Raw genomic sequence first — 12,815 nt, 5'->3', positions numbered from 1 at the left:
GCTGCTGGACGGTGCGCGGCGGGGTGGGGGGCGGCATGGGTCCTTGCGGTCGGCGCTGGACTGGAGCCACGACCTGCTCGACGAGCCCGGTCGCGCCGTCCTGCGTCGCGTCTCGGTGTTCGCGGCGCCGTTCACCGCGGCCGCCGCTGCCGCCGTCGTCGCCGATGACGTGGTGCCGGCCGCGTCGGTATCCGCCGAACTGGCGGCGCTCGCCGACCACAGCCTGCTGACGCCGGTGACCGGCGGCGACGGCACCCGCTACCAGGCGCTGGAGACGATCCGGCAGTACGGCGCCGAGCGGCTCGCGGCGGCGGGCGAGGATGCTGCGGTTCGGGCCGCGCACCTGCGCTGGTGCACGTCGACGGGGACCGGACTGCTGGCGGCCGATCCGGCCACGCCCGGCTGGCGCGCGGACGTCGATCGCCTCGCCGACGACCTGCACGCCGCGCTCGCCTGGACCGTCGCGCAGGACGGTCAGCCGGCGGCGGAGACGGCGCTGCTCGTCGGCCGGCTGTGTCACCGGCGCGGGCTGCCGGCGGAGGCGCAGCGCCGGTTCGAGCAGGCCGCCGCGCTCAGTCCGGACGACGCCGCGACGGCCGACGCGCTGCGGCTGGCGGCGGGGTCGGCCCGGACCCGGCTGGCCGGCGACGACGCGCTCCGCCTGCACCTGGCCGCCGCGGCCGCCGCCGAGCGCGCCGGTGACCGCGTCGCCGCGGCACGGCAGTACGCCCACGCGGCCGAGTTGGTGCACCGATCGTCGGGGATCCTGGCCGAGGTCCCGTCCGCCGAGACCGCTGCGGCCTGGCTCGCCACCGCGCGTGAGCTCGGCGGCGACGACCCCGGCACGGCGGCCCGGATCGCCGTGGCCGAGGCGTTCGCGGCCGCGGACGACGACCCGGACACCGTCGCCCGCACCGAACGGGCTCTCGAGCTGGCCCGGGAGAGCGGCGAGCCGGCGGTGGAGAGCGCCGCCCTCGACCAGTTGACCGGCCTGCACCTGGCCCGCGGCGAGGCTCGCGCCGCGCTGGCGAGCGCGTTGCGGCGGACCGCGCTGCTGTTCGCGCCGGCGGATCCGGAGAGCGGCTTCGAGCTGTCCGACGCCTTTGGGATGGCGACGGAGTCCGCGATCGCCGCCGGCGACCTACGGCAGGCGCGGCAGGCCGCCGAGGCCCTGCGCGACCTGCCGTCGCAGCGCGAGGTCGCGCACGTCGGCGCCGCCCGGCTCATCGTCGTGCAGGTGCTGACCGGCGACTGGACCGAGGCGATCGCCGTCGGCGAGCTGTTCCGGGAGAGCTGGGAGCGGGCCGGCCGGCCGCGGATCCCGTCGCTGCGCCGGGTCGCGGCCGCGCTCGGCGCCGTGCACGGGGCCCGCGGCGACGATGAGGCGCAGGCCGTGTGGCGCGACGTCGAGGCGGGCGTCGGGTCCGCCGAGCGGCGGCCGCACGACCAGCGCTCGGTGGAGAGCTTCTTCGCCGCGCTGGAGGCGCTGCACCTGGACCGCCCGGCCGACGCCGTCGCCGTCCTGCACCGGCCACCCGAGGAGTTCCGTAGCTGGTTCGAGCTGATCTGGCGGCCCTGGTACACGGCCGCCTGGGCCGAGGCCGCGGTGCTGGCCGAGCTGCCCGACGCCGCCGAGCGGATCGCCCGGGCCCGGCCGTTCACCGGCGACAACGTCGTGGCGGACGCCATCGTCGACCGGGCCGCCGCGCTGGCCGCCGGCGACCGGGACGGTGTGCTCGCGGCCGCCGAGACCCTCGACGCGGCCGCCTGCCACTACCAGTGGGAACGCAGCCTGCGGCTAGTTCACTGAGCGTCTTTCCGTGGTCGATCCGTGCTCGGCACGGATGTCCGCACCCACCCCGTGGGCCGATCGTGAAGTCATCGCAGAAAAAGTTCCGCCGCGGATGTCGAGAACGGGTTCCGCCCGACGACGTACCGGGTGAGACCGCCCAGAGGAGACAGACGATGACGATCACGATCCAGCACCCGCAGACCACCGCCGCCACCGTCCTGCGCGGCGCGATCGCCGGCGCCGTCCACGAGCCGGGCGACGCCGCATACGACGCGCACCGCAAGCCGCTGCTGCCGACGCTCGACCCGCGCCCGGCCGTCGTCGTCGAGGCGCGGTCGACGGCGGACGTGCAGGCCGCGGTGCGGGCGGCCCGCGAGCACGACCTGGCGTTCTCGGTCCAGTCGACCGGGCACGGCACGTACGTCCCGAACGACGGCGGCCTGCTGCTCAAGACCACCGCGATGTCGTCGGTCTTCGTCGACCCTCGCCGCCAGGTGGTCCGGGTCCGTCCCGGCACCGTGTGGGGCGACGTGCTCGCGGCGACCCGGCCGTACGGGCTGGCGCCGCTGTCCGGCTCGTCGCCGACGGTCGGTGTCACCGGCTACACGCTCGGCGGCGGCATGGGGTGGCTGGCCCGCAAGCACGGCTTCGCCGCGGACAGCGTCCTCTCCGCCGACATCGTGACGGCGGACGGCTCGCTGCTCACCGTCGGCCCGGACCGGCACCCGGACCTGTTCTGGGCGATCCGCGGCGGTGGCGGCGGCTTCGGCGTCGTCACGTCGCTGGAGTTCCGCGTCTACCCGGTGGCGCAGGTCTACGGCGGCATCTCCTGGTTCGACGCGTCCCGCGCCGGCGACGCGCTGCGCGAGTACCGCGACTGGGCGGCGGCCGCGCCGGACGAGATGAGCAGCGCCGTCACCCTGGGCACGATCCCCGACGTCGAGGCGATGCCGGCCGAGCTGCGCGGGCGGCGTGCGTTCGCGATCAAGACGCTGTACACCGGCCGCGCCGACGACGCCGAGCGGCTGCTGCGCCCGCTGCGGCTGGCCGCCGGCCCGGCCCTGGTCGACGGCTACCGGAGCATGGACTACGCCGACGCCGCCATGGGCGGCACTCCGTCGCGCTTCTTCGACTTCATCCCGGTCCTCGGCGACGACGTCGTGGACACGGTCGTCGAGGCGGCCGAGGCCGGTTCGACCGTGGAGATCCGCAACTACGGCGGCGCGACCGCCCGGCCCGCCGCCGGCGCCGGCCCGGTCAGCCACCGCGGCGTGCCGTTCAGCGTGATCCTCGACCGGCCGACCCCCGAGATCGTCGACCGGCTGCGTCCGCACGGCATCGGCGGCGCGTTCCTCAACTTCCTCGCCGACACCACCCGGACGTCGGCCGCCTACACCCCGGCCGACTACGCCCGGCTCCGCTCGGTGAAGGCCGCCTACGACCCGGCCCGCTTCTTCGCCCAGGGCCACGCCGCGCTGGGCGCCTGATCAGCCGACACCCGCGAGCGTCGCGACCCGCGACAACCGATGCCGCCACCAGTGGTCCCGCGCGGGATCGGGGTGGCGGCACTCGGCCGCTCTGGCCGGGTCAGGTGCCACGGGCGTTGCGGGGACGTCGATCGCTCCGTCGACGGGGCGCAGGCTCGCCCCGTCAGCGACGACGTCGCCGGTGAACAGCGACTGCGTGCCGAGCCCGCAGGCGTACGGCAGCTCCGGCAGCGCCGCCGCGAGCGCCAGTTGACCGGCCAGCCCGACGCTGGTCTCCAGCGCCGACGACACGACGCACGGCAGCCCGGCCGCCGCCGCGACCTCCAGCGCCCGCCACGCTCCGCCCAGCGGCGTCCCCTTGATGACGGCGACATCGGCCGCCCCCGCGACGGCGACCCGCAGCGGATCGTCGGCCCGCCGGATCGACTCGTCCGCCGCGATCGGCACGTCCACCGCCCGCCGCACGGCCGCCAGCTCCTCCAACGTCCGGCAGGGCTGCTCCGCGTACTCCAACCCGCCCGCCATCCGGTCGAGTAGCCGCAGCGAGCGCACGGCCGCCGGCACGTCCCACGCCGCGTTGGCATCGACCCGGACCCGCCCACCGGCACCGAGCGCCGACCGCACCGCCTCGACGCGGGCCAGATCCTCGGCCAGCGAGCCGGCGTGGTCGGCGACCTTCACCTTCGCCGTCGTGCACCCGGACGCCGCCACCAGCTCGTGCGCCCGCTCCGCGTCGACCGCCGGGACCGTGCAGTTGACCGGGATCCGGTCGCGCAGCCGCGGCGGCGGCGGCCGCGTCGCCTGCTCGACCGCGGCCAGCAGCCAGGACACCGACTCGGCGTCGTCGTAGTCGGCGAACGGGCAGAACTCGCCCCAGCCGGCCGGTCCCTCGATCAGCATGCCCTCGCGGACGGCGATGCCGCGGAACCGGGTGCGCAGCGGGATCGCGTAGACCAGCGCGCCGGCGAAGTCGAGGTCAGTGGTCACGGGTCAGTCGACAGAACCGGCGGGCACGATCCACTCCACCGGCTGGCCGGTGACCTCCGCGATGAGGTCGTAGTCGCTGTCGTAGTGAACCACGACGGCGTCATGCGCAGCGGCGCAGGCCGCCACCACGAGATCGGCCAGCGAGAGGCCTCGGTGCCGACTGACCGCTGCCATACGACGTTGGGTGTCGAGCGCACGGGCCATGACGTCCGGTGTTATCGGCAGTTCGCTGTAGGCACTGATCAAGGCGGCGCGCCGGGCTTCGTAGTCGGCAGGAGAGACCGAACTGCGCAGGACCTCCAGATCGGTGACCGCGCACCGATACAGCGGCCGTTGTACGCCGAGTGCGTCGACCCGATCGGCAACCAGTGAGGCCGCCAGTCGGTGGATGACCGACGTGTCGAACAGGTAGCCGGTCAGCGCCATGCATTCTCCGCCTCGCGGTCGAGCTCGGCCGGCGTCAGGCCGGACGCCGCGATGAGTTCGCCCAGTCGACGGCGTGCCTGCCGTGCAGTCGTCGCGCGGAGCGCTGCCTCGACCGTCTCGCGCTTCGTCTTGGTGCCGAGGATCTCGGCAGCCTGGGCCAGGAGGCTGTCGTCGATGTCGATCTGTGTCTTTGTCATTGGTGCCTCCTGTGACCGGATATCAAACCAAGGATACCTGGCTGGAGGTATCAGGTGAGAGGAGGCGCGTTTGTTCGCCCGCATGCAGGGCACCCTGGTGGCGGAGGGGCGTGTCATGGAATGGTTCTCCGCCGAGGGCTACTGGCTGAGCCGGCTGGTCTTCCAGCGGGCGCTGGCCGTCGTGTACCTCGTCGCGTTCCTGGCCGCCGTCCGCCAGTTCCGCGCGCTGATCGGCGAGCGCGGCCTGACTCCCGTCCCGCGATACCTGGACCGGGTGTCGTTCCGGCAGGCGCCGAGCCTGTTCCAGCTGCACTACTCCGACCGCTTCTTCGCGACGGTGTCCTGGCTGGGCGTCGCATGGTCGGCCGGGCTGCTGCTCGGGCTGGCCGACGACCTGCCGCTGTGGGCGAACCTGCTGGCCTGGGCGGTGCCGTGGGCGCTGTACCTGTCGATCGTGCAGGTCGGGCAGGTCTGGTACGGCTTCGGCTGGGAGTCGCTGCTGTGCGAGGTCGGGTTCCTCGCCGTGTTCCTCGGCCCGGCGGACGTGGCGCCGCCGCTGCCGGTGCTGGTCGCGCTGTGGTGGGTGCTGTTCCGGCTGGAGTTCGGCGCCGGGCTGATCAAGCTGCGCGGCGACCGCTGCTGGCGGGACCTGACCTGCCTGTACTACCACCACGAGACGCAGCCGATGCCGAACCCGCTGAGCTGGTGGTTCCATCGGCTGCCGCGGTGGATGCATCGGGGCGAGGCGGCGGCCAACCACGTGACGCAGCTGGTCGTGCCGTTCCTGCTGTTCGCGCCGCAGCCCGTGCGCAGCGTCGCCGCCGTCGTCATCATCGTGACGCAGAGCTGGCTGGTGCTGAGCGGCAACTTCGCCTGGCTGAACGTGCTGACGATGGTGGTGGCGACGACGGCGGCCGGCGGCGCGCTGTGGGGCGCGCTGCTGCCCGTCGAGGCGGCGGCCGGGCTGGGCGACCCGCCCGGCTGGTACGCCGTCGTCGTCATCGGGCTGGCCGTCGTGCTGGCGGTGCTGAGCTATTGGCCGGTGCGCAACCTCGTCTCCAGCCGGCAGGTGATGAACACGAGCTTCAACCCGTTGCTGCTGGTGAACACGTACGGCGCGTTCGGCAGCGTGACGCGGCTCCGGCATGAGGTGGTCGTCGAGGGGACGGCCGACGCGGTGCCAGGGCCGGACACCGTCTGGCGGGAGTACGAGTTCCGCGGCAAGCCCGGCGACGTGCGCCGGCGGCCGCCGCAGGTCGCGCCGTACCACCTGCGGCTGGACTGGCTGCTGTGGTTCGCCGCGATCTCACCGGGCTACGCGCAGCCGTGGTTCCCGGCGCTGCTGGCGAAGCTGCGCCAGAACGACCCGGCGGTGCTGGCGCTGCTGCGGCACAACCCGTTCCCCGACGCGCCGCCCGCGCAGGTGCGGGCGCGGCTCTACCGGTACCGGTTCACCGATCGGGCCGAGCGCCGCGCGACCGGCGCGTGGTGGGACCGGACGCTCGTCGGCGACTACCGGGCCGGATAAACACGCTGGCCCCGGGCTCGTCGCCCGGGGCCACAGCGTTCTTCTCGGGTAGGGTCAGCCGGCCTTGACCAGGTACTGGTCGCGAGCGGCCTCGAGCAGGCCACGCCACGAGTCGACCTCGGGACGACGCCGGAGGAGTGCGCGCCGCTCCCGCTCCGTCATTCCGCCCCAGATGCCGAACTCGGTCCGGTTGTCCAGCGCGTCGGCCAGGCACTCCGTCCGCACCGGGCAGCCGAGGCACACGGCCTTGGCCCGGTTCTGCGCCGCCCCCTGGACGAACAGTTCGTCCGGCTCGCTGGTGCGGCACGCCGCCAAGCTGGTCCAGTCATCGATCCATGTCATCCGGCTGTCACCCCCGTCAACTCGGTGAACACACCAAACCCTCTCTAGTTCACCCCGATGTCGTGACGCTATGCAAAGGTGAGGGTCATGACCAGACCCTGATCGACCGAAACTAAAATCAACCGGTCAGATGATGGCGGGTGAGCGAACTATCTGATAAGAAGCCGGCTCGCCGTCGATCAGTTAGGGACAGTGTGCCATGGCGACGTAAGCTTGCCGTCCATGGCGATACGTCCCTCCGCCGTCGTAGCCACGGTACGCCGCGTCCTCCTCGTTGCCGGCGTCGCCGCGCTGTGCGGCGTGTTGCTCGCCGGTCTCGCCCTGCCCGTCGTCGCCGGCCTCGGCCTCACCGCGAGGGAGAGCGCCGAGACGTTCGCCGCGATGCCGGCCGACCTCGAGCCCGGCCCCATGGCTCAGACGTCGTACATGTTCGACGCCGACGGCGCCCAGCTGGCCTCGTTCTTCGATGAGAACCGGGTCGAGGTCGGGCTGGACCAGATCGCGCCGGTGATGCAGGACGCCGTCCTCGCCATCGAGGACGACCGCTTCTACGAGCGCGGCCCGATCGACCTCCAGGGCACGCTGCGCGCGTTCCTGCGCAACGTCGAGTCCGACGAGACGCAGGGCGGTGGCTCCACGCTCACCCAGCAGTACGTCAAACTGGTCCGCGTCTCGCAGGCCACTACCCCGGAGGAGGTCCAGGAGGTCCAGGCCAGCTCCGGCACCGAGGGCTACCGCCGCAAGCTCGACGAGCTGCGCATGGCCGTCCAGGTCGAGCAGGACCTCACCAAGGACGAGATCCTCACCCGCTACCTCAACATCGCCTTCTACGGCGCGCGCGCCTACGGCATCGAGGCGGCGGCGCACACCTACTTCTCCGTCTCGGCCGCCGACCTCACGCTGCCGCAGGCGGCGCTCCTGGCCGGCATCGTCCAGCGGCCGGTCGCCTACGACCCCACCAACGACCCGGAGGCCGCGCTCGGCCGCCGCAACGTCGTGCTCAACCGCATGGCCGCCACCGGCCGCATCACCGAGCAGGAGGCGGCCGAGGCCCGCCAGACCGACCTCGGGCTGAACCTCAGCTCCACCACGAACGGCTGCGTGTCGTCCTACGCCGGCTACTTCTGCGACTACGTGCGCCAGGAGCTGCTGACGATGCCTGAGCTCGGCGAGACGCGCGAGGATCGCGAGACGATGCTGGAGCGCGGCGGCCTGCGGGTCGAGACCACCATCAGCCGGCCGGCCCAGAACGCCGCTCAGGCCGCGGTCTCCGACCGGGTCGCGCCGACCGACTCCGCCATCAGCTCGCTGGCCACGGTGCAGCCCAACAACGGGTACATCCGCGCCATGGCCAACTCCCGCACCTACGGTGTCGAGGGCGAGGGCGTCAGCAACATCAACTACGCCGTCGACGAGGTCATGGGCGGCGGCGCCGGCATGCAGCCCGGCTCGAGCATGAAGACCTTCGTGCTGGCCGCCGCGATCAAGCAGGGCATCCCACTCAACACGACGATCAACTCGCCGGAGCGGATCAACATCCGCGAGCGCGAGTTCACCACCTGTGAGGGCCGCTACCGCAGCACGGGAACCTGGTCCGTGGGGAACTCGACCCGCTCGGGCCAGATGAACCTGCGGACCGGGACCGAGTTCTCGGTCAACACGTTCTTCGCCCAGCTCGAGCAGCGCACCGGTATCTGCGAGCCGGCCACCATCGCCGGCCAGGCCGGCGTGATGCGGGCCGACCTGGACCCGGAGGGCAACCGTCAGCCGCTGTCCCAGGTCCCCTCATTCACGCTAGGCGCCAACGAGGTGTCGCCGCTCTCGATGGCCGGCGCTTACGCCATGTTCGCCAACCGCGGCACGTTCTGCCCGCCCACCTCGATCGTCCGCGTCACGGACGCCGCCGGCAACGTCCTGGTGGACCACACCCAGCCGACCTGCACGCAGGTGCTGGAGCCGTCCGTCGCCGACGCGGTGAACTCGGTCCTGCAGGGCGTGATCGAGAACGGTACCGGCACGCGCATGCGGCTCGACGGTGGCCGACCGGCCGCCGGCAAGACGGGTACGACGAACAGCGCGATCGCGGTCTGGTTCGTCGGCTACACGCCGCAGCTGTCCACCGCCGTGGCGGTCGCCGACGTCGACGGGCGGCAGGAGTCGCTGGACGGCCGCACCTACAACGGCGAGCGGATCAGTGAGGCGTGCGGTGGCTGCATCCCTGGTCCCATCTGGAAGCAGATGATGGACCAGGCGCTCTCGGGCGCCGAGGAGATCCGGTTCACCGAACCCGACCCGGCCACCATCCGCGGCGTCACGGTGCCGGTGCCCGACGTGCGCGGCATGGACTCCGACGAGGCCATCGAGACGCTCACGGCCGAGGGGTTCAGCGCCGAGGTCGCCGGCGAGGTGAACTCGGACTTACAGGAGGGCGTCGTCGTCAGCACTGAGCCTGGCGCCGGCGCCGAAGTCGCCTCCGGCTCGAACATCTCCCTGACGGTCAGCAACGGCCAGCCCGAGCCCGACGACGACTTCACCGTCGGCCCGCCGACCGAACCGCCGGTCTTCAACGAGGGCGGCGGCGGCGACGAAGAAGGCGACGGCTGGCGCGACGGACTGCTATCTCCAGGCGGCTGAGAAGAGCGTCGTGACCGGATGATGAGGAGCGGCGCATGGCCGACGAGCCAGTAGTACGGCCAGCGCCTGCTCCGATGCCTGACACCGACGACCGTTCCGGGCGCTTTCGAGCCCTGCGCGACTGGAGCGTGCTTGCGCTGGTGATCCTCTTGCCGGCGGCGGTGTGGCCGGCGATCCTCGGGTTGATGCACCTCGTACCGGGATTCGACGGGTATGAGGCGTGCGTCGTCAACCGCAACGAGGAGGTGGGCTGGGACGGCTCGGCCGGCCTGGAGGTCAGGTCCGACGTCATTCCGTTGAGCCACGTGTGCCTCTGGGACGACGGCTATTCGGCCGAGCTGGTTCCGAGCTGGGCGAACCCGACGCTGGCTTTCTTCAGTGCGTCGATCGCGCTGGCCACGGCCGGGGTGACCACAGGCGTCGTCATGTCGCGAAGAGACAGAAACCAGCCGGAGCCGTCACCCGGCGTCGAAGAGGGCGCCGATCTGACGTAGACCGTCGAGGTCGTGGACGTCGCCGGCGAGGGCGGGGATGCGGGTGACCGGGACCTCGGGGTGGGAGCCGCTGAACCGTTCGCCGATCCGCTCGTCGCGGGCGGCCAGCTTGAGCCGGTCGGCGTGCAGGCGCAGCAGCGCCGCCGTCAGCGCGTGCGACCCGCCCTCGTCCGACTCCAGCCGCTCCGCCGCCGCGACCGCCTGTTCCGCGCCGATCCCGGCGGCCGAGGACGCGTGCACCCGGTTGAGCACCAGCCCGGCCAGCGGCATCGCGTCGCGGCCGAGACGGTCGACGAAGTAGGAGGCCTCGCGCAGCGCGTCGTGCTCCGGCGCCGCGACGACGATGAAGGCGGTCTCCGGGCGCTTGAGCAGCGCGTACGTCTGCTCCGCCCGTTCCCGGAAGCCGCCGAACATGGTGTCGAGCGCGTTGACGAACGTCGACACGTCGCGCAGCAGCTCGCCGCCGAGGACCTTCGTCAGCGCCGACGTGACCACGTTGAACCCGGCGTGCAGGACCTTCAGGTACGTCCGCCCGCCCGCCCGCGCCGTCCCGCCGAGCAGCCGGATGAGCCGTCCGTCGAGGAACGAGCCGAGCCGCTCCGGCGCGTCGAGGAAGTCCAGTGCCGACCGCGCCGGCGGGGTGTCCACGACGATGAGATCCCAGTCCGACCGCGCCCGCAGCTGGCCCAGCTTCTCCATCGCCATGTACTCCTGCGTCCCCGCGAACGACGACGACAGCGCCTGGTAGAACGGGTTCGCGAGGATCTGCTTGGCCCGGTCCGGGGTGGTATGGTCCTCGACCACCTCGTCGAACGTGCGCTTCATGTCCAGCATCATCGCGTCGAGGCTGCCGCCGGCCGCGGCGTCGACGCCCTTGACGGCGCGGGGAGTGTTGTCCAGCTCGGACAGCCCCATCGACTGCGCCAGCCGCCGGGCCGGGTCGATCGTGAGCACCACGGCGCGCCGGCCCCGCTCGGCCGCCCGCAACGCGATCGCCGCGGCCGTCGTCGTCTTGCCGACGCCGCCGGAGCCGCAGGTCACGACGATGCGGATGCGGCGGTCGTCGATCAGGCGGTCGACGTCGAAGTGGGCGGGCTTCGCGGCCCTTGGTCCGGGATTCACACCGCACCCTGCTCGGCCAGCGCTTCGGCCAGCTCGTAGAGGGCGGTTGGATCGATGCCGTCGGCGATGCGCGGCAGTTCGTAGACGGGCCGGCCGAGGTCGTCGACGAGGGCGCGCTGGGTCTTCTCCAGCGCCGTCCGCTCGGCGTGGTCGGCGGCCTCGCGCGTCAGCACGTCGACGACGGCGTCGGTGGCGGGCAGGCCGGCCGCACGCAGCCCGGACAGCACGTCGTCGTGGTCGAGCCGGCCGCGCCGGGCGGCGGGCAGCGACCGGGTCGCGAGGTGCGGCGGTCGGGCCTGGTTGACGACGACAGCGCCGACCGGGATGTGCGCGGCCTGCAGCTCCGCGACGGCGTCGGCGGTCTCCTGGACCGGCATGTCCTCCAGCAGGGTCACGACGTGCACCGCCGTTCGCGGACTGTGGATGAGGTCAGTGATGGAGTTGGCCTGCCGGTTGATCGGGCCGACCCGGGCCAGCGACGACACCGACGTGGTGACGTCGAGGAACCGGACGATCCGGCCGGTGGGCGGCGCGTCGAGCACGATGGCGTCGTAGGCGTGGTGGTCGCCGGTGCGCCGCCGGGTCGCCTCGTACGCCTTGCCGGTGAGCAGGACGTCGCGCAGGCCGGGCGCGATGGTGGTGGCGAAGTCGACGAAGCCGAGCTTGTCCAGCGCCCGCCCGGCCCGGCCCAGCCGGTAGAACATCGCGAGGTACTCGTGCATCGCCTCGCGCGCGTCGATGGCCAGGGCGTACACCTCACCGCCGCCGGACGCGGAGGCGACCCGCTGCTCCTGGTAGGCCAGCGGCGGGACGTCGAACAGCTGGGCCAGGCCCTGCCGCTCCTCGACCTCGGCGATCAGCACCCGCCGGCCACCGGCCGCCAGCGCCATGGCCAGAGCGCCCGCCACGGTCGTCTTGCCGGTGCCGCCCTTGCCGGTGACGACGTGCAGCCGCACGCCCTCCCAGTCACCCATACGGAGAAGCCTACGGAACCGCCGGCACGTGCTGCGTGAAGGCATGCAGCGATCGCCCGTGCAGCAGCCGCTGCAGCCCGAACCCGGCCGCGAGCGTGAGCCAGCCGCCGACGGCGTCGAGCACGTAGTGGTTGCCGGTCGCGGTGATCACCACCACGGTGGCCAGCGGATACAGCACGCCCAGGAGCCGCACCCAGCGGCTCCGGGCGAACATGATCAGCGCGAGGCCGCACCACATGGACCAGCCCGCGTGCATCGACGGCATCGCCGCGTACTGGTTCGACAGGTTCTGCAGGTCGCCCGACGTCAGCGCGCCCACCGTGTCGTGGAGGGCGACGGTGTCGTAGAACAGGCCGGACGGCAGCAGCCGCGGCGGCGCCAGCGGGTACAGGTAGTACCCGAACAGCGCCAGCCCGGTGGTGAACGCCAGCACCGTCCGGGCCGCGCGATATCGGCCGGGATGGCGGAGGAACAGCCAGATCAGCACCCCGCCGGTCACCACGAAGTGCAACGACACGTAGAAGTAGTTGATCGAGACCGTCAGCCACTCGACCGCGTGCACGGTGTGGTTCAGCCACAGCTCGAAGTCGATGCGCAGGTCCTGCTCGGTGGTCCAGATCCGGACGCTGTTGGCGACGGCGCGGGCCTGGTCGTCGGGGACGCTGTTGCGGATCACCGTGTAGACGCCGTAGACCGCGGCCAGGATCCCCAGCTCGACCACCAGGACCGGGCGGCGTGGCGTGCGGATGCGCCGCACCAGCCACCGGTACAGCTCGGGCAGGGTACGTGACGGCGCCGGCGCAGGTGCGTCCTGCGCCGGCTCGTCCACGAC

At 72.6% G+C, this 12,815-nt stretch carries 12 protein-coding genes; 5 read left to right on the top strand and 7 right to left on the bottom strand.

Annotation, left to right across the window (positions count from 1 at the left end; all coding sequences use genetic code 11):
* Positions 1–1,810: winged helix-turn-helix domain-containing protein (locus C1I92_RS15210; protein WP_233507008.1), on the top strand; the 1,810-nt coding region annotated here is incomplete at its 5' end.
* Positions 1,811–1,965: 155 nt separating this feature from the next.
* On the top strand, positions 1,966–3,279 hold the full coding sequence (locus C1I92_RS15205) for an FAD-binding oxidoreductase (RefSeq protein ID WP_111255491.1): 1,314 nt from the start codon (positions 1,966–1,968) through the stop codon (positions 3,277–3,279).
* Here the strand turns inward: C1I92_RS15205 and C1I92_RS15200 are convergent, their stop codons facing one another.
* The 3 genes from C1I92_RS15200 to C1I92_RS15190 are packed head-to-tail and all read right to left on the bottom strand — an operon-like array spanning position 3,280 to position 4,889.
* On the bottom strand, positions 3,280–4,266 hold the full coding sequence (locus C1I92_RS15200) for an o-succinylbenzoate synthase (RefSeq protein ID WP_111255490.1): 987 nt from the start codon (positions 4,264–4,266) through the stop codon (positions 3,280–3,282).
* A 3-nt stretch (positions 4,267–4,269) separates the two neighbouring features.
* The gene (locus tag C1I92_RS15195; protein WP_111255489.1) at positions 4,270–4,692 is read right to left on the bottom strand and encodes a PIN domain-containing protein; all 423 of its coding nucleotides are present in this window, start codon (positions 4,690–4,692) and stop codon (positions 4,270–4,272) included.
* Positions 4,683–4,889, bottom strand: coding sequence for a type II toxin-antitoxin system VapB family antitoxin (locus C1I92_RS15190; RefSeq protein ID WP_111255488.1), 207 nt, complete (start codon positions 4,887–4,889; stop codon positions 4,683–4,685). The genes C1I92_RS15195 and C1I92_RS15190 overlap by 10 nt, the downstream gene beginning before the upstream one ends.
* Before the next feature lie 115 nt (positions 4,890–5,004).
* Here C1I92_RS15190 and C1I92_RS15185 point away from each other — a divergent pair, with 115 nt between their 5' ends.
* Positions 5,005–6,417 carry a lipase maturation factor family protein gene (locus tag C1I92_RS15185; protein WP_111255506.1) on the top strand — a complete coding sequence of 471 codons (1,413 nt, stop codon included), beginning with the start codon at positions 5,005–5,007 and terminating at the stop codon, positions 6,415–6,417.
* A 54-nt stretch (positions 6,418–6,471) separates the two neighbouring features.
* Here the strand turns inward: C1I92_RS15185 and C1I92_RS15180 are convergent, their stop codons facing one another.
* Positions 6,472–6,759, bottom strand: a complete 288-nt coding sequence (locus C1I92_RS15180; protein WP_111255487.1) for a WhiB family transcriptional regulator — start codon at positions 6,757–6,759, stop codon at positions 6,472–6,474.
* A gap of 222 nt (positions 6,760–6,981) precedes the next feature.
* Between C1I92_RS15180 and C1I92_RS15175 the strand changes: the two genes are divergently transcribed.
* On the top strand, positions 6,982–9,393 hold the full coding sequence (locus C1I92_RS15175; RefSeq protein ID WP_146605149.1) for a transglycosylase domain-containing protein: 2,412 nt from the start codon (positions 6,982–6,984) through the stop codon (positions 9,391–9,393).
* A gap of 74 nt (positions 9,394–9,467) precedes the next feature.
* Positions 9,468–9,887 (top strand): hypothetical protein, encoded by a 420-nt coding sequence (locus C1I92_RS15170; RefSeq protein WP_111255485.1) that lies wholly within the window; start codon positions 9,468–9,470, stop codon positions 9,885–9,887.
* Here C1I92_RS15170 and bagB read toward each other — a convergent pair.
* From bagB to C1I92_RS15155, 3 genes are read right to left on the bottom strand one after another with little or no spacing between them, the layout of a single operon-like run.
* Positions 9,852–11,009, bottom strand: a complete 1,158-nt coding sequence (bagB, locus tag C1I92_RS15165; protein WP_111255484.1) for an ArsA family ATPase — start codon at positions 11,007–11,009, stop codon at positions 9,852–9,854. The two genes, C1I92_RS15170 and bagB, sit on opposite strands and share 36 nt — an antisense overlap.
* A complete protein-coding gene (gene bagA / locus C1I92_RS15160; protein WP_199521256.1) occupies positions 11,006–11,983 on the bottom strand; it encodes an ATPase BagA in 978 nt (325 codons plus the stop codon). Before bagA ends, bagB begins: the two co-directional genes overlap by 4 nt.
* A gap of 10 nt (positions 11,984–11,993) precedes the next feature.
* Positions 11,994–12,812: a phosphatase PAP2 family protein gene (locus tag C1I92_RS15155; protein WP_199521255.1), complete on the bottom strand. Its 819-nt coding sequence runs from the start codon at positions 12,810–12,812 to the stop codon at positions 11,994–11,996.
* Positions 12,813–12,815 lie beyond the last annotated feature (3 nt).

This window comes from Jiangella anatolica (genome assembly GCF_003236295.1).
Classification (GTDB): domain Bacteria; phylum Actinomycetota; class Actinomycetes; order Jiangellales; family Jiangellaceae; genus Jiangella; species Jiangella anatolica.
This window is presented reverse-complemented; position numbering and strand designations above follow the sequence as displayed.